At 63.5% G+C, this 20521-nt stretch carries 14 protein-coding genes, 1 tRNA gene and 2 pseudogenes; 10 read left to right on the plus strand and 7 right to left on the minus strand.

Going from position 1 to position 20521, the window contains the following annotated elements; translation table 11 throughout:
* Window positions 1-24: 24 nt before the first annotated feature.
* Window positions 25-1392, plus strand: coding sequence for an SPOR domain-containing protein (locus CI805_RS06840; RefSeq protein ID WP_260927454.1), 1368 nt, complete (start codon window positions 25-27; stop codon window positions 1390-1392).
* 82 nt (window positions 1393-1474) lie between these two features.
* Here the strand turns inward: CI805_RS06840 and CI805_RS06845 are convergent, their stop codons facing one another.
* Together CI805_RS06845 and CI805_RS06850 are read right to left on the minus strand one after the other, a co-directional pair.
* Window positions 1475-2728, minus strand: a complete 1254-nt coding sequence (locus tag CI805_RS06845; RefSeq protein WP_260927456.1) for a dihydroorotase — start codon at window positions 2726-2728, stop codon at window positions 1475-1477.
* Window positions 2728-3708, minus strand: a complete 981-nt coding sequence (locus tag CI805_RS06850; protein WP_260927458.1) for an aspartate carbamoyltransferase catalytic subunit — start codon at window positions 3706-3708, stop codon at window positions 2728-2730. The genes CI805_RS06845 and CI805_RS06850 overlap by 1 nt, the downstream gene beginning before the upstream one ends.
* A 174-nt stretch (window positions 3709-3882) precedes the next feature.
* On the opposite strand from CI805_RS06850, the gene sppA reads away from it, so the two are divergent.
* Window positions 3883-5781: a signal peptide peptidase SppA gene (gene sppA / locus CI805_RS06855; RefSeq protein WP_260927460.1), complete on the plus strand. Its 1899-nt coding sequence runs from the start codon at window positions 3883-3885 to the stop codon at window positions 5779-5781.
* Between the two features lie 16 nt (window positions 5782-5797).
* Here the strand turns inward: sppA and CI805_RS06860 are convergent, their stop codons facing one another.
* On the minus strand, window positions 5798-5971 hold the full coding sequence (locus CI805_RS06860; RefSeq protein WP_260927462.1) for a hypothetical protein: 174 nt from the start codon (window positions 5969-5971) through the stop codon (window positions 5798-5800).
* 170 nt (window positions 5972-6141) lie between these two features.
* On the opposite strand from CI805_RS06860, the gene CI805_RS06865 reads away from it, so the two are divergent.
* Window positions 6142-6226, plus strand: a tRNA-Leu gene (locus tag CI805_RS06865).
* A gap of 75 nt (window positions 6227-6301) precedes the next feature.
* Window positions 6302-7858, plus strand: a complete 1557-nt coding sequence (gene tig, locus CI805_RS06870; RefSeq protein ID WP_260927464.1) for a trigger factor — start codon at window positions 6302-6304, stop codon at window positions 7856-7858.
* Window positions 7859-7959: 101 nt separating this feature from the next.
* Here the strand turns inward: tig and CI805_RS06875 are convergent, their stop codons facing one another.
* Entirely contained in the window at window positions 7960-9456 is a 1497-nt protein-coding gene (locus tag CI805_RS06875; RefSeq protein ID WP_260927465.1) for a hypothetical protein, read from the minus strand.
* A gap of 151 nt (window positions 9457-9607) precedes the next feature.
* Here CI805_RS06875 and clpP point away from each other — a divergent pair, with 151 nt between their 5' ends.
* Both clpP and clpX read left to right on the plus strand, forming a co-directional pair.
* Complete coding sequence (gene clpP, locus CI805_RS06880) at window positions 9608-10276, plus strand: ATP-dependent Clp endopeptidase proteolytic subunit ClpP (RefSeq protein ID WP_313958537.1); 669 nt, start codon at window positions 9608-9610, stop codon at window positions 10274-10276.
* A gap of 154 nt (window positions 10277-10430) precedes the next feature.
* Window positions 10431-11693: an ATP-dependent Clp protease ATP-binding subunit ClpX gene (clpX, locus tag CI805_RS06885; protein ID WP_260927467.1), complete on the plus strand. Its 1263-nt coding sequence runs from the start codon at window positions 10431-10433 to the stop codon at window positions 11691-11693.
* Window positions 11694-11799: 106 nt separating this feature from the next.
* Here clpX and CI805_RS06890 read toward each other — a convergent pair.
* Window positions 11800-12791: pseudogene (locus tag CI805_RS06890) on the minus strand (cation diffusion facilitator family transporter).
* Window positions 12792-13131: 340 nt separating this feature from the next.
* Here CI805_RS06890 and CI805_RS06895 point away from each other — a divergent pair.
* A complete protein-coding gene (locus CI805_RS06895; protein WP_260927468.1) occupies window positions 13132-15699 on the plus strand; it encodes a TonB-dependent receptor in 2568 nt (855 codons plus the stop codon).
* 91 nt (window positions 15700-15790) lie between these two features.
* On the opposite strand, the pseudogene mtgA reads toward CI805_RS06895, so the two are convergent.
* Together mtgA and CI805_RS06905 are read right to left on the minus strand one after the other, a co-directional pair.
* Window positions 15791-16455 (minus strand): annotated as a pseudogene (gene mtgA, locus CI805_RS06900) (monofunctional biosynthetic peptidoglycan transglycosylase).
* Between the two features lie 67 nt (window positions 16456-16522).
* Window positions 16523-16903 carry a winged helix-turn-helix transcriptional regulator gene (locus CI805_RS06905; RefSeq protein ID WP_260927470.1) on the minus strand — a complete coding sequence of 127 codons (381 nt, stop codon included), beginning with the start codon at window positions 16901-16903 and terminating at the stop codon, window positions 16523-16525.
* Between the two features lie 105 nt (window positions 16904-17008).
* Between CI805_RS06905 and CI805_RS06910 the strand changes: the two genes are divergently transcribed.
* The 3 genes from CI805_RS06910 to CI805_RS06920 all read left to right on the plus strand — a co-directional run bounded on the left by CI805_RS06910 (window position 17009) and on the right by CI805_RS06920 (window position 20517).
* Window positions 17009-17758, plus strand: a complete 750-nt coding sequence (locus tag CI805_RS06910; RefSeq protein ID WP_260927471.1) for an SDR family oxidoreductase — start codon at window positions 17009-17011, stop codon at window positions 17756-17758.
* An 89-nt stretch (window positions 17759-17847) separates the two neighbouring features.
* Window positions 17848-18264, plus strand: a complete 417-nt coding sequence (locus tag CI805_RS06915; RefSeq protein ID WP_260927473.1) for a DUF2946 family protein — start codon at window positions 17848-17850, stop codon at window positions 18262-18264.
* A 99-nt stretch (window positions 18265-18363) separates the two neighbouring features.
* Entirely contained in the window at window positions 18364-20517 is a 2154-nt protein-coding gene (locus tag CI805_RS06920; RefSeq protein WP_260927475.1) for a TonB-dependent receptor plug domain-containing protein, read from the plus strand.
* Window positions 20518-20521: the final 4 nt, after the last annotated feature.

Genomic DNA, 20521 nt, shown 5'->3' on the forward strand with positions numbered 1-20521 from the left:
ACGGCTGAACGAGGCAGGTGCCTGATGGACCGTTCTGATCTTCACGCCCGTCGTGGCGGGTTCGCGCTGGCCAGTGCGATGGCTGCCGTTCTGGTGGCAGGATGCACGGGCCAGACCCATGTCGCCAGCGCCGGAGCGCCGGTTGGACAGAGCGCGACAGAGAAGGGGGCTAAAGGCCTTGAGACGGCTGAGAGCCGCGTTGCCAAGGCGCCACGCGATGCCGGTGCACGCGCTGCGCTGGCACAGGCCTATCTTGATGCCGGTCGCTTCGAATCGGCGGCGCAGACTTTCGACGATGCCCGCTCGTTGGGCGACAAGAGTGCTTCGATCGCGCTGGGTTCCGTGCTCGCCTATATCGGTGCCGGGCGTCAGGAGGATGCGCTGCGGGTCCTGTCCGAATCCTCGCAGGTCATCCCTGTCAGCGACTACGGTCTTGCGCTGGCGCTGGCCGGTCGCCCCGACCAGGCGGTCAATATCCTGACCGATGCCGTGCGCGGTGGCCAGGCAAGCGCGCGGATGCGCCAGAACCTTGCCTATGCCTATGCCCTGTCCGGCAACTGGGGCGCAGCGCATGTCATCGCCTCGCAGGATCTGACGCAGGATCAGGCGGATGCGCGCCTTGGCGAATGGTCGCGCGAGAGCGCGCCCGAGAACTATCGTTTACGCGTGGCAGGGCTTCTGCGCGCGCCGATGGTGAGCGACCCCGGCCAGCCCGAGGCGCTGGCACTCAACGGCCCGAAAGCGGATGCGCCGCGCATGGCGAAGGCCGATCCGGCCCCGACACCAGCGGGTGAATTGCCCGCCGTGGGCGATGCCGCGATGCCTCTTGCCGAGGCCAATCCCGTTCCGCCCGCCCCCGTCGAAGCGAGGCCGATGCAGGCAGCGGTTACACCGATGTCCGCACCACAGGCTGCTCCGGCACCGATGCGCATGGCCGCCTATGTCGCGCCGGTGCCCGAAGCCGTTCGCCGCGCGCCTGTACGTCCGGCTACGCGACCGGTTGCCGCCGAGTCCTTCCGTACCGCTTTCGCTGAACAGGGGACGATTGCCCCGCGCGGCAATCACCTGATCCAGCTTGGTTCGTTCCGTACCCTCGATGCGGCCAAGCGTTCGTGGGCGACCTTCGTGGCGCGCAATCCGCGCCTCAAGGGCCACCAGATGCGCATCACGCAAGCCGATGTGAATGGCCAGCGGTTCTACCGTGTCTCGGCTGAGGGCTTCGATGCCGGATCGGCGCGCACCATGTGCTCGGTCGTCAAGGGCAGGGGCGCGGGCTGCTTCGCCTATGCCGAGAGCAAGCCACTGCCCGGCGCCGTCCGCCGTTCCGCTGCGGCGCCCAAGTCTGGCGCTGACACCCGTTTCGCCGTCAACGATCCTCATTCGGGTCGCTGACGGCAACCACTGATCCTTCGGGACCAGTTCCATGTGAACCTCACGGGGCCTTCGTTTTCGGACGAAGGCCCTTTTTTTGGGTTCAGCTTCCCGATTTCTTGATGCGGAGGACCGCGCCGCCCTTGAACAGCGCGAGCACGCGGCCCTGCACGGGCTGGCGATCGAACGGGGTGTTGCCCGCTGCTGCCGCCATCTTGTCCGAATCGACGATCCATGGGCGGTCGATGTCGATCACCGCAAGGTCAGCCTCGGCGCCGACTTCGATCCGTCCGGCGGGAACGCCGAGCAGCCTGGCCGGGTTGGCCGCGAGCAGGTCGAAGGCGCGGGCAAGCGAGATGGTGCCTTCGCGAACGAGGTTGAGCGTCAGCGGCAGCAGCGTTTCCGCGCCCGCCATGCCCGGTGCCGAATCGGTGAAGGGCAGGCGCTTGTCCTCCGGCCCGCGCGGATCGTGGCCCGAACCGATGGTGTCGATGGTGCCGTCTGCCACCGCCTCGATCACCGCGCGGCGATCGTCTTCCGAACGCAGAGCGGGCGAGAGGTGGGCGAAAGTGCGGAAGTTCGCCAGCGCGAGATCCGACAGCATGAAGTAGGCGGGTGTCGTGCCCGCCGTCACCTTAAGGCCTCGCGCCTTGGCGCGGCGCACCAGATCGAGGCCTGCGGCGGTCGTCACGGTGCGGAAGTGGATCGCCGCACCTGCCAGTTCGGCAAGGGCGATGTCGCGTGCAATGGCGAGTGCTTCGGCTTCAGCAGGCGCTGAGGGCAGGCCGAGGCGCGTCGCCATCTCGCCCGAGGTCGCCACCGCCTTGCCGACGATCCCGGCATCCTCGGCATGGGTGATGACCGTCATGCCCAGCATCGCGCAGTAGCGCAGCAGGCGCAGCATCGTACCCGAATCACCGATCCAGTGGCGGCCCGTAGCGACAGCGCGGGCGCCAGCCTCGCGCATCAGCGCGATTTCGGCGAGCGATTCGCCCTTCAGTTCGCGCGTCGCGGCGGCGAGTGGGTGGACCCACAGGTCCGGCTTGCCCGACAGCGCGGAGTAGCGCACGCGGCTCGGCAGATCGAGGATGGTCGATTGGTCGGGCATCAGCGCGGCGCGGGTGATGCCGCCGAAGTGGAAGGCGGGCTTGTCGATCGCGAAGACGCCGATATCGACGAGCCCCGGCGTCACCAGACGTCCGCGCGCGTCGTGGACGGTATCGCCGTACTGCGGCGTCACATCGGGGCCGATAGCGGTGATGAAGCCGTTCTCGCAGCGCACCGCGCCCTGAACGGTAGAACCGTCCGCCAGCAGGATTTCGCCGCCGGTCACGGTGAGGGGGGGATGCATGCTCATCAGGCCCAGCCCTCCACGCCGCGTGCTTTTCGGGTCAGGACTTCGAGGCACGCCATGCGCATGGCGACGCCCATCTCGACCTGGGTGGTGATCAGCGAACGCTCGACATGGTCGGCCACGTTGCTGTCGATCTCGATGCCCCGGTTCATCGGCCCCGGATGCATCACCAGCGCGTCCTTTTCAGCCAGCGCGAGCCGGTCGAGCGAGAGGCCGTAGAGGTGGCGGTATTCGCGCGGGGAGGGGATGAACTCGCCCGACATGCGCTCCAGCTGGAGGCGCAGCATCATCACCACGTCGGCGCCTTTCAGCGCGGCGTCGAAATCGTGGAAGACCTTGACGTTCATCTGCTCGATTGCCTCGGGCAGCAGCGCGGGCGGGGCGCAGACGCGCACTTCGGCGCCCAGCGAGGCGAGCGAGAGGATGTTCGAGCGGGCGACGCGGCTGTGCAGGATGTCGCCGCAGATCACCACGCGCAGCCCGTTGAAGGCGCGCTTGGCATGGCGGATGGTCAGCGCGTCGAGCAACGCCTGCGTCGGATGCTCGTGCTGGCCGTCTCCGGCGTTGAGCACCGGGCAGTCCACCTTGTCGGCGATCAGGCCGACTGCGCCCGAACTGGCGTGACGGATCACGATGGCATCGGCGCGCATTGCGTTCAGCGTCATCGCCGTGTCGATCAGCGTCTCGCCCTTCTTCACGCTGGAATTGGCGACCGCCATGTTGACGACATCGGCACCGAGGCGCTTGCCCGCGATCTCGAAGCTCAAGAGCGTGCGGGTGGAGTTCTCGAAGAAGGCGTTGATGATGGTCAGGCCCGACAGGAGATCCCGCCGTTTCTGCGTCCCCCGGTTCAGCTCGACCCACTGCTCGGCTTCATCGAGCAGGAACCAGATTTCGTGCGGGGCAAGCGCCCCGATGCCTACGAGGCTGCGATGCGGAAACGCCAGTCGGCCTTCCGGATAAGTATATTCTGGGGCTGTCATCAAAGTCGAGGCTCTAGGAGCCTTGGGGGGAGTGCTCAAGCCGAAAAGCAGTGAGAAAGCGGTCGTGCTGTGTGCAGATGTGGAAACTGGTTGCGCGCTCATGCTTTTTACGGCCTGCTGGGGCTAATAGCCGGGCAGGTTCCGGGTTCTCGAAAGTTGGCGGATAGGGCGACAATGGTATTTGCGAAGAAGGTCTGGAAGCTGCTGGTGGCGATCAAGGACGCGCTGGCGCTGCTGTTCCTGCTGTTGTTCTTCGGCGCGCTCTATGCCGTGCTGGCGATGCGTCCGGCAGGCGGCAAGGTGGTCGACGGGGCACTGCTGCTCGATCTCGATGGCCGTGTGGTCGAGGAAAAGAGCCAGATCGATCCGGTGAACCTGCTGCTCTCGCGCAGTGCGCCGACCGGCGAGTTTCAGGCCCGCGATGTCGAGCGCGCATTGCGCCTTGCTGCGAAGGACCAGCGCATCAAGGTGGTGGTGCTCGGCCTCTCCGGTTTCCTCGGCGGCGGCTTCGTTCACATGCACGATATCGGGCAGGCGATCGATGTCGTGCGCAAGGCGGGCAAGCCGGTGCTGACCTATGCCAATATCTATTCCGACGATTCGATGCTGCTGGCGGCCCACGCGAGCGAGGTCTGGGTGAACGGTATGGGCGGGGCCTTCGTTGCCGGGCCCGGCGGCACCCAGATGTACTACAAGGGGCTGATGGACCGCTTCAAGGTGAAGGCGCACATCTACCGCGCGGGCACCTACAAGAGTTATGTCGAGCCGTACTTCCGCACCGACATGTCCGACCCCGCGCGTGAAGCGAACAATGAGCTGTACGGCGCGCTGTGGCAGGCTTGGCTGGCGGACGTGCGCACCGCGCGCCCGAAGGCGAAGATCGACCAGATGGTCTCCGATCCCATCGCCTGGGCCAAGGCTTCGGGCGGCGATTTCGCCAAGGGCGCGCAGATGGTCGGCCTTGTCGACCGGATCGGCGACGAAGGCGACTTCAACGCGCGGGTGGCGCAACTGGCAGGCGCGATCGATCGCAAGAACGATGAAGACGATCTGCCCTATGCCCACACCGACCTCGACGACTGGCTGCGCGCCAATCCGGTCAAGACCGATGGCGCGACCATCGGCGTGATCACCGTCGCGGGCGATATCGTCGATGGCGATGCCGGACCGGGCAATGCCGGGGGCGACCGCTTGGCCGACCTGCTCGACGATCATATCGACGATGGCATGAAGGCGCTGGTGGTGCGAGTCGATTCGCCCGGCGGTTCGGCCATGGCAGCCGAGCACATCCGGCAGGGTTTGCTGCGCTACAAGGCGAAGAAGATCCCGATCATCGTCTCGATGGGCAATATGGCGGCGAGCGGCGGCTACTGGGTCTCGACCGCAGGCCAGCGCGTGTTCGCAGAGCCGGGCACCGTCACCGGCTCGATCGGCGTCTTCGCGGTGATCCCCAGCTTCGAGGATACGCTCAAGGACTTCGGCGTGACCACCGACGGCGTGCGTACCACGCCGCTTTCCGGCCAGCCTGACGTGGTGGGCGGTTTCTCGCCCGCCGTGGATGCGCTGTTGCAAGGCTCGATCGAGAGCACTTACGGCAAGTTCGTCGGCATCGTCGCCAAGGCGCGGGGCAAGACGCCGCAGCAGATCGACGCGATCGCGCAAGGGCGCGTGTGGCCGGGCAATGATGCGCTGCGCATCGGCCTTGTCGACCAGATGGGCGATCTCGACGATGCGCTGGCCTATGCGGCGAAAGTGGCGGGTCTGGGCAACCAGCCCTGGCATGCGCAGTACCTTGCCTCGAAGACTACCGGCTGGAGCGCGCTGCTGGGTGGCGTGGAGAGCCGGGCGCAAGCACGCTCGGGCACTCCCTCGGTGGTGCTGGACTATCCGGGCTTCGTCGCCGCGCGCCAGCAGGCGCAGATCACCCATGCGCTGGCCGATCTTGGCGGGATGATGCAGGCTCGCGATGCACAGGTCTACTGCATGGAATGCGCCGCACTCCCGGAAGGTGCGGCGGTCCGGCAGGCAGATGGCGACTGGGTCAAGGCCCTGGCGCGATATTTATTGAACTGAGGGAGCAGGGGCTCCGTCAGACCTGCGAAGGCAGTTCGGCGGGGCCTTCGTCCGGGACATCGGTGTCCGGCCCCAGTGGGGGTAGTTCTCCGGGGGCGGAGGGCTCTGTCGGGTCGCCGGGCCGGGCGGGAATCTCGGGCGGAATATTTCCGGGATTGTCTGCCGGATTCGGGGCAGGTTGGGTCGCCATGATCGCGTTCCTCTCGTGTTTTCGTGTGTGCTTCGCGATTTGGGGTGCACATTCGCTCCGGCAAGGCTCCAAAAGCGCGGATGTTCCCGCCTTGCGACGAGTCGCGGCGCTTGCCCTTTTGCGCGCAGCCTTATAAGGGCACGTCCCTTGAAGTTTCAGTCTTCATCCATGCGGGCGTGGCGGAACTGGTAGACGCAGCAGGTTTAGGTCCTGCCATCGCAAGATGTGGGGGTTCGAGTCCCTTCGCCCGCACCAGTGCTTCGCCCCGACCGGGATGAGTCAAGAAAATCGGCCGCAAGGCCTGCTTGAATTGCACAGGAAGGCAGCGAAATGCAGATCGTCGAAACCACCAACGAGGGGCTGAAGCGCGCCTACACGGTGACCATCCCCGCTACCACGATTTCCGAGCGCGTCGAGGGCGAGATCAAGAAGATCGCTCCGCAGGTGCGCATGCCCGGCTTCCGCGCCGGCAAGGTGCCCGCCAATCTCGTGCGCAAGATGCACGGCGAGGCGATCCACCGCGACGCGCTGAGCACCGCGATCCGTGAAGCCATGGACAAGCTGGTTGCCGACAAGGCGCTGCGCCCCGCCATGAACCCCGATGTCGCGCTGGGCGAAGGCTACGAAGAAGGCAAGGATGCCGAGCTGACCGTCAGCCTCGAAATCCTGCCCGAGATCGCGGCGCCCTCGATCGACGGTTTCAAGCTCGAGAAGCTGACTGTGCCCGTCTCGGACGAGGCCGTCACCGAATCGCTGGAGCGTATCGCCAGCCAGCAGCAGCGTTTCGAAGCCAAGGACGGCGCTGCCGCTGTCGGCGACCAGCTGATCATCGACTTCACCGGCAAGCTTGATGGCGTCGAGTTCGACGGTGGCAAGGCCGAGAAGGCTCCGCTGGTGATCGGCGCAGGCCGCTTCATCCCCGGCTTCGAAGAGCAGCTGACCGGCGCCAAGGCCGGTGACGAGCGCACCATCACCGTGACTTTCCCCGAGGATTACCCGGCGGAAAACCTGGCGGGCAAGGAAACCACCTTCGACATCGTCGTGCACGAAGTGAAGGCGCCTTCCGAATCGAAGATCGACGACGACTTCGCCAAGGAACTGGGCCTTGAGAGCCTTGAGCAGCTCACCGGCCTGCTGAAGGGCCAGCTGGAGCAGGAGACCGCTGGTCTTACTCGCACCGCCATGAAGCGCTCGCTGCTCGATCAGCTGGCCGCAGGCCATGACTTCGCGGTTCCGCCGACCATGGTTGAGGCCGAGTTCCAGCAGATCTGGCAGCAGCTGACCCAGGAAGCCCAGAACGAGGAAGACGCGGAAGCCGCGCTCGCCGAGATCGAGGCCGAGAAGGACGACTACCGCAAGATCGCCGAGCGCCGCGTGCGTCTGGGCCTGCTCCTGTCGGAAATCGGCCAGGCCAATGGCGTGGAAGTGAGCAGCCAAGAAATGTCGATGCTGATGAGCCAGGCTGCTCAGCAGTACCGCCCGGAAGACCGTCAGCGCTTCATGGAATACGTCGCCAACGATCCGATGGCCGCTGCCCAGCTGCGCGCTCCGCTCTATGAGGACAAGGTCGTCGACTTCCTCATCGAGAAGTCGGAAGTGACCGAGCGCGAAGTGACCCGCGAAGAGCTGCAGGCCGCCATCGAGGCCGATGCCGACGCGGACGCCACCGAAGAGAAGAAGCCCGCCAAGAAGGCACCGGCCAAGAAGGCTGCTGCCAAGAAGGACGAGGCTTCGGCGGACGAGGCTGGCGAAGAGAAGCCCAAGAAGGCACCGGCCAAGAAGGCCGCTGCCAAGAAGGCTGACGACGCTGAAGCCGGTGAAGAAGCGCCTGCCAAGAAGCCGGCCGCCAAGAAGGCCCCGGCCAAGAAGGCTGCCAAGGAAGACTGATTTCGGCTTGGGGGCTTTGATAGCCCCCACCGTTACCGGTTCCTGAAAAGGCCCGCTGCGAGAGGATCGCGGCGGGCCTTTTCGTTGGTGTGACAGGTGTGTCAGTTTGCGGGGAGGGGATCGGCGACCGCGTACCAGCCAGAGCCGACGCGGTGGATCACGATGTGCCGGATCGGGAAGCCCATATCCCGGATATGCCGCAGGATATCGGGGGCACTCACTGGCTTCTTGGTCTGGTGCTCGGTCCAGAACACGGTCGGGCAGGTCTGGCTGATCGCGGTGGACCCGGCAGGCTCCACCGCGAAGTGCAGGCGGTCTGCCACATAGTGATAGGCGAAGGGATAGACCTGCGCATTGTCGGCAGGCTTCATGTTCATGACGTCCCGGTTCCAGCGATAGCCGGGGTGAACGACAGTGGTCGGGCAGGCCTTCACCAGAGCAGCGATGGGCTCGCCGGTCATCATCCAGCTGGGGATATGCGCGGCGGTGCGGACGTTGTGAACCATCGTGTAGCAGCTGTAGGCGAGGATCAGTGCGAGCCCGATGGCCGCCTGACGCGGCGATGCGATCTGCAGCAGGTGACCCGTCGCAAGTCCGGCGCCGAACAGGACCGCGCCGAACATTGCGGTCAGATACTTCTCGACCAGCATCGGGTGGAGGAGATGGAGCGCGGTGAGGCCGACCGCCGTCAGAATCAGGCCAGCAGCCAGCAGGGCGAGGGCGCCCAGCTCTCCCGAAGGGCGACGGCGGAGGGCCACGTCGATCAGAAGCAGTGCCGATCCGGCGAGCGCGGCCAGCAGCAGCAGTGGATTGGCCTCGATCGTGCGCAGGATGCCCAGTTCGATAGACCATCGCGCGGTGGAAAAGCCCGGCTTGATCCAGAACACGCGGGTATTGTCCATCCACAGCGGAAACTGGACGCTGGTGATTGCGGCGAACACCAGCCCGCCGGCCAGCGGGGGCAGCGCGATGGCGCGTGCCTCTCGCCAGTCACGACGGGTGAGGGCGGCGAGCAGAAAGGGGGCGATCAACGCGGCGGCAGTCAGCGAGGTGACGATATGCGTGTTGAACGCCAGTAACGCCGTGATCCACCAGGCGGCCTGCCGCACAGGCGTTCCCGCCGAGCCGGTCAGACGGATCGCTGTCAGGCACAAGGGCAGCAGGATGCCGAGGCACAGCGACAGGAAGTAGGAACGCAGTTCGCTGCCTGAATGCACGGCATAGGAATTGCCGACGAGCCCTATGGCAACCGCGCAGGCCGCAGGGAGCAGGCGCGGCACGTCGCGGACTATCGCCGTCGCGCAGGCCAGCAGAGCTACGCCGAGCCCGAGGTTGAGCAGGCGGTGCGTGGAAATCGGGCCGAGCGAGTCGGTGGCGCGCGAAAGGGCGTAATAGAGCGGGGGGTGGTTATCGACGAGCCAGCTGTCGCGCATCGCCGTCCACCACGGCACGTCGGGCCGGGTAACGTACTGCGTGTAGAACTCGTCGTACCATGGCCCGCGCAGCAGGCAGGCGGCGATGATCGCCGCAGCGAGGATCGCCAGGGCAAGCAGCGTGAACAGGCGATGGACGCGGCGGCTGGAAGTCGTCGTGATCACGCGCGAAACATACCCTTGGAATGAAAAAATTGTCGGCTGAAGTGCCTGTGCTGGGGACAGTGATACACCGTGTCCCACCAATGGACAGTTAATCCCTTGAACTGTGCGCCCTGGCACGCGACATAGGCGGTCCAACACAAAGAGGATTCCCATGCTCGACCTGTTTGGCGCTTCGGGCGCCCAAGGAAAGTTCACTACCGATCCCGTCACCGGCGCGCTGGTGCCGATGGTCGTCGAGCAGACCAGCCGTGGTGAGCGTAGCTTCGACATTTATTCGCGTCTGCTGCGCGAGCGCATCGTGTTCGTGACCGGTCAGGTCGAGGATCACATGGCCTCGCTGATCGTGGCGCAGCTGCTGTTCCTCGAATCGGAGAACCCGTCGAAGGACATCTCGATGTACATCAACTCGCCGGGCGGCGTCGTTACGGCGGGTATGGCGATTCATGACACGATGCAGTATATCAAGCCGCGCGTGTCGACCGTGTGCATCGGTCAGGCGGCTTCGATGGGCAGCTTCCTGCTGGCCGCCGGTGAGCCGGGCATGCGTATCGCGCTGCCGAATGCCCGCATCATGGTTCACCAGCCCTCGGGCGGTGCCCAGGGGATGGCCAGCGATATCGAGATCCAGGCCCGCGAAATCCTGCGTATGCGCAAGCGGCTGAACGATCTCTACGTGAAGTACACGGGCAAGTCGCTCGACGAGATCGAGAAGGCGATGGACCGCGACACGTTCCTCGAAGCCGAGGAAGCGCTGGCGTTCGGTCTGGTCGACAAGGTCTTCGAGACGCGCCCTGACGCTGACAAGCCTTCCGAGGCCTGACGGCAATAGAGCATTGATCTGGAGGCGGCGGATCGTGAAAATCGCCGCCTCGCAGATTCAGTCCACGGCAACCAATTACGCCTAGGATTGCAAAACGGGTTTACGCCGGGGTAGACTCGACGAGTCGCCCCCGGCGAGACACAAAAGACGGAAAATGACGAAATTGAGCGGATCTGACGCGAAAAGCACCCTGTACTGCAGCTTCTGCGGTAAGTCGCAGCATGAAGTGCGCAAGCTGATCGCGGGCCCCACGGTGTTCATCTGCGACGAATGTGTCGAGCTTTGCAACGACATCATTCGCGAAGAGACCAAGGCGGGTATCGCGGGCAAGAAGGACGGTGGCGTACCCAGCCCTCGTGAAATCTGCGAGACGCTGAACGATTATGTGATCGGTCAGGAGCGGGCCAAGCGCGTGCTCTCGGTGGCGGTCCATAACCACTACAAGCGTCTCAAGCACAGCGGCAAGCAGGGCGATGTCGAACTGTCGAAGTCGAACATCCTGCTGGTCGGCCCGACCGGTTCGGGCAAGACGCTGCTTGCACAGACGCTGGCCAAGACCTTCGATGTGCCCTTTACGATGGCCGACGCCACCACGCTGACCGAAGCCGGTTACGTGGGCGAGGATGTTGAGAACATCATCCTCAAGCTGTTGCAGGTTTCCGACTACAACGTCGAGAAGGCGCAGCACGGCATCGTCTACATCGACGAGATCGACAAGATCAGCCGGAAGGCCGAGAATCCCTCGATCACGCGCGACGTGTCGGGCGAGGGCGTGCAGCAGGCGCTGCTCAAGCTGATGGAAGGCACTACGGCTTCGGTTCCGCCGCAGGGTGGGCGCAAGCATCCGCAGCAGGAGTTCCTGCAGGTCGATACGACGAACATCCTGTTCATCTGCGGCGGTGCTTTCGCAGGCCTCGAAAAGATCATCGGCGATCGCCTGCAGAAGCGTTCGATTGGCTTCGGCGCACATGTCGCCGATCCGGACAAGCGTCAGGTTGGCGAGCTGCTCCAGAAGGCAGAGCCGGAAGATCTCCTCAAGTTCGGGCTCATCCCCGAATTCGTGGGTCGTCTGCCGGTGATCGCGACGCTGGAGGATCTCGATATCTCGGCGCTGGTGAAGATCCTGCGCGAGCCGAAAAACGCGCTGATCAAGCAGTATCGCAAGCTGTTCGAACTGGAGGACGTGGAACTGACGTTCACCGAGGAAGCGCTTGAGGCGATTGCCCAGAAGGCGATTGATCGCAAGACTGGCGCCCGTGGCCTGCGCTCGATCGTCGAAGGGCTGCTGCTTGATACGATGTTCGATCTGCCGACCGAAAGCGACATCGCCGAAGTGGTGGTCGATGCCGATGTGGTGGCCGGTCGCAAGGAACCGGTGCGCGTCCTCAAGGGCGACAAGGCCGAAGCGGCGGCGTGATCTGATACCGTACCTGTTCGCGGGAAACGGTCAGTGACAAACGAAAGGGGCGGTTGCCAGTCCGGCAGCCGCCCCTTTCGTTTGCGTGGTGATGGTTTTGCGAAGGTCAGATTACCGTGGCGCTCTGGAGGGCGCAGGCGTGATCCTCGATACCGGTCTCGATCTGGATGGTCGGATGGCCGATCCCAAACGTGTGTTCGAGATCATGTGCGAGGCTGTGCAGGAAGGCGTCGCCGGGAAGGCCGGCAGGCATGACAAGGTGCGCGGTCAGGGCCGTTTCGGTGGTGCTCATCGGCCAGACGTGAAGGTCGTGAACCTCGGATACGTCGGGGCGAGCTTTCAGAAAAGCGCGCACAGCGGCGATATCGACCCCGTCAGGAACTGCCAGCATTCCCATGCGCAGCGAATCGCGCAAAAGGCTCCAGCTTGACCATGCAATCGCGCCGGTAATGAGCAGCGAGGCGAGGGGGTCAAGGATCGTGTAGCCGGTCAGCTTGATGGCGATCCCTGCAACGACAACGCCAGCGGAAACGACCGCATCGGCCATCAGGTGTGTGAATGCCGCGCGCAGGTTCATGTCCGACTTGCTGCCGCTGGCAAAGAGCAGCGCGGAAAGCGCGTTGACCGCGATGCCAAGTGCCGCAACCACGATCATCGTCATGCCGGCGACAGGGGCAGGTTCTGCGAATCGCTGGATCGTCTCGACCAGAATTGCCCCGATCGCCACCCAGAGCAGAGTCGCATTGGCAATGGCTGCGAGGATCGAGGAGCTTTTGAGTCCGTAGGTGAACCGCTCGGAGGGGGGCGGGCAGCCAGCACGCTCGCGCCCCAAGCCAGCATCAACGACAGGACATCCGACAGGTTGTGTCCTGCGTCAGCCAGTAAGGCCATGGATTCGCTGATAAATCCGGCGATTCCTTCGGCAATGACAAAGGCCAGGTTCAGAATGACGGCAATGGCGAAAGCTTTTGTTGCCGCACCAGGTGCCGGTGGGCCGTGATGGTGATGGCCGTGAGAATGCCCATGGGAGTGTCCATGAGCATGGCCGTGACCGTGATTATGGCCGGTTCCGTGCGAATGTGTGTGCTGCGAGCCCATGCCATCCCTCTGCCATGCGCGGATTGCCCCCTGCAAGCTATGTCATAACGTTACGCTTAGTCCGATGCCGCCTGTCTGGATGTCAGACTGCAATCTTTCGCAATAAATCGATCAAGCTTGCGAATGCATGTATTTGCTACATTGCAGCTCATAATCCTGAATTGCTTCAAAATTGATGCTTTGTTGCAACGCATATCGGAAATTGCGCTGCACAGTGGCTCCGGGAATCGACACGGTAAGAAAGCTGTCACAAAGCAGTGCTCATAGCGGCCGCAGCAGACGGCCGACGGGGTAATCACCGGAAGCGCGCTACAGGCAACCTGAGCAACAGGGGACATACATGAAGTTCAATTCTATTCTTGCGACCGCGACGAGCACGCTCGCCGTCGGTATCGCGCTTATCGCTACGCCAGCGTTCGCGCAGTCGACCGGTTCGAACGAGTTCGACGGCGACGCCATCGTCGTTACCGGTGGTCGGGTTCAGGAGACCGTGGGCATTCACACGCCGGATTCACCCAAGGCCAAGGTCGAACTGGACCAGCAGTTCATCAGCTCGCAGCGCGCTGGCCAGTCGGTCAATGAAATGATCAACATGGTGCCGGGCGTCAGCTTCACCAACAACGATCCCTGGGGCTCCAGCGGCGGTTCCTTCACGATCCGCGGCTTTGATTCGAGCCGTATCTCGCAGACCTTCGATGGTATCCCGCTGAACGACTCGGGCAACTATGCGATTTACACGAACCAGCAGGTCGATGCGGAGTTGATCGACAACGTTAACGTCAACCTTGGTTCGACCGATGTTGACAGCCCGACGCCTGCGGCTGTCGGCGGCACTGTCAACATCAACACCAAGGTCCCCGACGACCAGTTCGGCGTCATGACCAGCATGACGTATGGCGACATTGCGGCCAAGGGTTCGGGCGGTGAAGATCGTGCGTACCAGCGCTTCTTCGCCAAGGTCGAGACCGGCACCTTCACCCCGTTCGGCACAAAGGCCTGGTTCTCGGGTTCTTATGCCCGCAACGGCGCGACCTTTGCCAACTACGGCAAGGTTGAGAAGAAGCAGTTCAACGCCAAGATCTATCAGCCGATTGGCAGCAATGGCGATTTCGTGTCGATCGCCGGTCACTACAACGAGAACCGCAACAACTTCGGCGGTTCGCCGCTGAGCGCACAGGCGATCACGCTCGACAAGAGCGAACGCTTCTACGATGTCAGCACCGCTAACGGTGGCGGTTACCCTTGCCAGACCGGCACGCTGGGTGATGATCCCACCTATACCGGCACTACGCCGGGCGCACCGAACAACTGCGGCTCGGAGTTTGAGCGTCGTTACAACCCGTCGAACACCGGCAACGTTCGCCTCAACTCGCTGTTCCACCTGACCGACAAGCTGACTTTCTCGGTCGACGCGGCCTATCAGTACACCAAGGCAAACGGTGGCGGTACGTCGGTCGGCATCGAAGGCTACAACGCGCAAGGCTACACCGGCGTGTTCTATGGCACTTATGCTCCGGTCAGCAGCCGCGCAGGCACCTACTATTATTACGGCGATGTTGATCTCAACGGCGATGGCGTGAGCGGTTCGGGTGATGCGGTTCGCATTCTGTCGCCCAGCCAGACCAACACCAACCGCTACGTCGCGATCGCCAACCTCGCTTACGAGATGGACGAGAACAACAGCATCCGCCTGTCGTACAGCTTCGACCGTGCACGCCACCGTCAGACCGGCCCCGGCGGTTTCCTGAAGCTGAATGGCGAGCCCTATGATGTGTTCCCGCTCAACGATCCGATCCTGGATGAATACGGCAACCGCATCGACAAGCGCGATCGCCTGTCCTACGCGACGTTGAATCAGGTCTCGGCCGAATATCGCGGCAAGTACTTCGACGATGCCCTGACGCTGCTGCTTGGTGTCCGCGCGCCGTTCTTCAAGCGCGAACTTCACCAGAACTGCGTCACCACGGACGCCAGCGGCAACGTGAACTGCGTTGGTGCCAGCGAAATCGACGATTATCTGACGGCGAACCCTTCTGCTCGTGGCCCGATGTCGCGTACGCTGAAGTACGACAAGGTGCTGCCGAACGTTGGTGCCGTCTTCAAGCTGACCCCGACTGTCAGCATTGCCGGTAGCTATGCCAAGAATATCTCGGTGCCGAGCACCGATGCGCTTTACGGCACGTTCTACTTTGCTGCCAACGATCCGCTGGCAAAGCGCGTTGCGGAAACCTCGGACAGCTTCGACCTCAGCCTGCGCTATTCGACTTCGATCGTGCAGGCATCGGTCACCGGTTGGTACTCGAAGTACCATAACCGTATCGTGACTGCGGTCGACATCGACGGTAACTCGACCGACACCAACCTGGGTCCGGTCAAGAAATATGGCGTAGACGCCAGCATCGGCGTGCGTCCGATCAGCCCGCTGTCGCTTTATGCCTTCGCATCGTACATCAAGTCGGAAATCCAGAACGATGCAGAAACCACTGCCTCGGTCTGCTCGGCCAGCCTCCAGGATGGCGGTTACTGCTATGCGCAGAACGGCACCTACTACCTGAACACCAGCGGCAAGCGCGAACGCGCTGCGCCGGACTGGCTGGTCGGCGGCCGTGCAGAACTGACACTGGGCGATTTCCAGATTGGCGCACAGGGCAAGTACACCGGCAACCGCTACCTGAACGACATCAACTCGGTGAAGTTCAAGAGCTACACTGTTGTCGACCTCAACGTGCGCTACAAGCTGGAGAGCCTGGGCCTCGACAAGAGTGAGATCCAACTGAACGTGACGAACCTGTTCGACAAGTTCTATGTGGGCTCGTTCAGCGGCGCGCTGGCAACGGCGGCAAGCTCGGCGTTCGTGAACTTCGGTTCGCCGCGTGCAGTCAGCGCCACTTTCGTCATGGGCTTCTGATCTTCCGGAACAGGCTCAAGCCACGATACGAAAAAGGGGGAGGGGCCAGCCGGCTCCTCCCCCTTTTCCTTTATGTTTGTCAGGCGCCTGCCTACTTGTAGACGCAGGCATCGAAGCCGTTGTTGCGCACCACCGGGATACGGCGCGCGATGATGTTGCCCAGCTTGCGGGTGAAGCCCGAGGGGCCTTGACGCTGCGGGTCTTGGGGCTGGGCAGAGCAGCCGCCATGCGCGCGGCCTGCGAGGCGGAAAGCTGGGCGGACGAGGAACCGTAATAGCGCTGTGCACCGGCTTCCACGCCATAGGTGCCGATGCCCGTCTCGGCGACGTTGAGGTAGACCTCCATGATCCGGCGCTTGCCCCAGATCGTCTCGATCAGGGTGGTGAAGTAGACCTCGAAGCCCTTGCGGATATAGCGGGTCCAGCCTTCGCCCTGCCACAGGAACACGTTCTTGGCGGTTTGCTGGCTGATGGTCGAGCCGCCGCGCAGGCGCTTGCCTTCGGCATTGGATTCCATCGCCATGCGGATCGCATTGGTATCGAAACCATGGTGCGTACAGAAATTGCTGTCCTCGCCGCCGATCACGGCATCCACCATGTTGCGATCGATCCGCGAGAGCGGCGTCCAGTCCTTGGTGATGCCGTTGCCGTCCGTCAGCATGGTGACGGTGACGGGTGGGGGCACGAAGCGATAGATCACCGTGATGCCGATGGTGACGATGAAGAACAGGGCGACGAGTTTGAGAAACAGGCGCATGGGCGAGGTCTGGCGTCTTTCGTGAAGAGATATGACGGGTATTCTAGGGCAGGAAGGCCCATATACGCTAGTCGCGGCTGTCGAATGCCGTTCGCGCTTGGTGGACGGTATCGATATGCTTCTCCGCCCAAAGCCACACGCCGCAGAACGCTTCGCCCAGGCTGTGGCCCAGCGGCGTCAGGCGATAATCAACACGCGGCGGGATCGTGGCGTGGGCGGTGCGATCGACCAGCCCGTCGCGCTCCATCTGGCGCAGGGTCTGCGTCAGCATCTTCTGGCTGATGCCGGGAATCGCGCGGGCAAGTTCGGTGAACCGCAACTTTTCCACCTCCTCAAGCGCTTCGAGCAGCAGGAGAGTCCACTTGTCGGCAACGCATCCGATCAATTCATTGACCAGCGCGTCGACTTCGGGGCGATCCGAATATTCGGTGAGCAGTGGATTTCCCATTTCTTACGCTCCGGTGCGTGACTGACGGCAAGGTGCCTTCTTTCCAGAAGAGAGTGGCACTCTAAATGAAAGTGCATACCTTCGACAATCAGAGGATCGAAACCCATGAAGACCAGCGGCAACACCATCCTTCTGACCGGCGGCGGCAGCGGCATCGGGCGCGAACTGGCGCGGCGCTGGCACGATGCCGGCAATGTCGTGATCGTCACCGGGCGGACGATCTCCAGCCTGCAGGATACCGCATCGGGCTGCGAGCATATCTATGCCCGCCAGTTGGACGTGACCGATCCGGACGCGATCAGGGCTTTTGCGACAAGCATCGTGGAGGAGTTTCCCGCTCTCAACGTGCTGGTGAACAATGCGGGGATCATGCCGCTGGAGGATGTCTCGCAGCCGCGCGATCTGGCGCGCAGCGAGGCCTGCGTCACCACCAACCTCCTCGGGCCGATCCGCATGACCGACGCGCTGCTGGCGCATCTGAAGGGGCAGGCCGACGCGGCGATCGTCAATGTCAGCTCCGGCCTCGCCTTCGTGCCGCTGGTCCGCGCTGCTGTCTATTCCGCGACCAAGGCGGCGGTCCATTCGTGGTCCGAATCGCTGCGTTTCGCCCTGGACGGCGCCGTCGAGGTGATCGAACTGGCGCCGCCTGCAGTGCAGACCGAACTGACGCCGGGCCAGTCCACCCGCGAAGGGTACATGCCGCTGGAGGATTTCATCGACGAGGTCATGAGCCTTTTCGCGCAGCAACCCACGCCGCCGCTGATCGGTGTCGGGCGGCTTGGCTTCCTGCGCAATGCCGAGATCGAGGGGCGCTACGACCAGACTTTCGCCATGCTCAACGGTCCGCAGCACTGAGGTCTACCTTGCGGCTGTGACAATTTGCCCGGAGCGCAGGGCATGACTTGCCAGCCGGATTGCCCTAGGGCGATCCGGCAATGGGCGGCATGCGATCTTTCCTGCGAGGACATCTGCGCTGGGCGATGGCGATCGTCGGGCTCGCGCTGTGCCTGAAAGCCCTGGTGCCCACCGGCTTCATGATCGGCAGCGAGAATGGCGGCGTGGGCATCGAGATCTGCGGCGGCCAGATGGGCGGGGCTGCGCTGCTGGAAGCGCTTGAGGCGCGCGGCGTGCATATGCCGATGGCGCACGGCTCCGCCGACAAGGCCTCCCACGAACGCGCCAGCCAGATGTGCCCTTACGGTGCGCTGGGCATGGCGATGGATACGCCACTACCGCCGGTGCTGCTGGCGCTGGCCATTGCCTTCCTGCTGGCGACAGGCTTCGCAGCGCAGCGCCGGATTACCCTCACCGCCTGGCGATACCGCAGTCCGCCGCCGCGCGGACCGCCCGTCCTGTCCTGAACGTCCCTTCGCGGGGACACGCAACCTACAGACATGCGACTTTTGGCCGCGTGCGGTGCAGGATGTGCGCTGCACGGGCCTGTTCAGGACTATTCTTCGATGCTTACTCACACGCGCATGCTGCGCGCCTTTTTGCTGGCGAGCGCCGGCCTCGTTCCGCTTGCGGCCCATGCGCAGGATGCGCAACCTGCCGGGCAGCAGGTCGATCTCCACTTCACGGTTACGAGAGACGGCGGCCCGGCGACTATCGCGACGCAGCCGCTCAACGGGACTACGCAGGACCGGCGCGACTTTGCCCGCAAGGCAGCGGATACCAGCGACACCGCGAAGCTGCTCAGCGATTTTCCCGGCGTTGCGGTCAATACCGGCGGCGGGTTCTCGTCGATGCCCCGCATCCGTGGCCTGAGCGAGCAGCGTATCCGCATCGTTATCGACGGTGTGACTATCGACATGGCCTGTCCGAACGACATGAACACGCCGCTGTCCTATACCGACCCGCAGACGATCGCCTCGATTGCGGTGGTGCCCGGCGTCGCCCCGGTAAGCATGGGCGGCGACAATATCGGCGGTGTGATCTCCGTTGACAGCGTGGGACCGCGTTTCAACGGGCGTGGCGGGGTGCAGCTTTCGGGCGAGGCCTCGACGTTCTATCGCAGCAACGGCGATGGCTTCGGTGGCGCGCTCAGCCTGACGGCGGCGGGCAAGAATGTCTCGCTGACCTACACCGGATCGTACACCAAGTCGGGCAACTACAATGGCGGTGGCGATCTGGGCACCGTGCATTCGAGCGAATACGAGAAGACCGATCAGGCGCTGGCCCTGGCGGTCAACAGCGATGCCGGGCTGTTCCAGTTGAAGGTTGGCTATCACCATTCGCCTTACGAGGGTTTCGTCAACCAGTGGATGGACATGACGAACAACACCTCATGGTATCTCAACGGGCGCTGGCGCAAGACGTTCGACTGGGGCGATCTCGACTGGACGGGCAACTGGCGGGACACGCGCCATGCGATGAACTTCCTGTCGGACAAGCAGCCCGGCGACATGCCGATGCGCACCAATGTCCACACGCTCGACACCGCGCTGAAGGCGACGCTGCCGATGGGCGGGCAGGACAAGCTGCGGCTGGGCGTGGAGGCGCATCACCAGTGGCTGAACGATTTCTGGCCCCCGGTTCCGGGCGATACCACGATGATGGGGCCGGATACCTTCGTGAACGTCAACGGCGCGCATCGCGACCGGATCGGCGCCTTTGCGGAAGTGGAGAAGCACTGGTCGGATACGCTCTCTACACTTGTGGGTCTGCGCTATGACCGGGTGGAGATGAACACCGGCGATGTGCAGGGCTATGGCGACGGGATGATGCAGGCGGCCGATGCAGCGGCGGCGGCGGCGTTCAATGCCGCCGATCACCGCAAGGTCGATCATAACTGGAGCGGCAGCGCGATGTTCAGCTGGGCGGCCAGCTCGCTGCTGACGGTGGAACTGGGCTATGCCCACAAGACCCGCTCGCCCAATATCTACGAGCGCTACACCTGGGGGCAGGGGGCGATGTCGAGCCAGATGGTCGGCTGGTATGGCGACGGCAACGGCTACTACGGCAACCTGAATCTCAAGCCCGAGCGCGCCGATACCGTCAGTGCCGCAGTCCGGCTGGCCGGGCAGCTTTCCGGCGAACGGGACTGGTCGGTCAAGGTCTCGCCCTATTACACACACGTCAACGACTACATAGACGCGCGCAAGGTGGCCGATTTGTCGAACGGCTTCGCGCAGCTCCAGTTCGATAACGAGCAGGCCGAGTTCTACGGCATCGACGGCACGGCTTCGGTCACGCTGGCGAAGGGGCAGGATAGCGAGACGAACCTCGATCTCACCGCCTCATGGGTGCACGGCGAGAACCTGAGCGATGACACACCGCTCTATCATCAGATGCCGTTCAACGCGAAGCTGGCGCTCTCGCACCGCCAGGGCGCGCTGGAAGCGGGCGCGGACCTGACTTGGGTGACGCAGAAGACCCGCGTCGATACGGCACGCAACGAGCCGGAAACCGGGGGTTATGCGCTGGTCGGGCTCGATGTGGCCTACACGATCGCGGGCGTGCGCTTCAGCGTGTCGGCGGAGAACCTGCTCGATAAGGCCTATTATCTGCCGCTCGGCGGGATATCGCTGGGTGACTACGATGCGACCGGCGTGCTGCGCGCCGTGCCGGGCATGGGCCGTTCGGTGAACTTCGGGCTGAGCACCAGCTTCTGAGTTC

This window comes from Novosphingobium sp. 9 (assembly GCF_025340265.1).
Taxonomy (GTDB): domain Bacteria; phylum Pseudomonadota; class Alphaproteobacteria; order Sphingomonadales; family Sphingomonadaceae; genus Novosphingobium.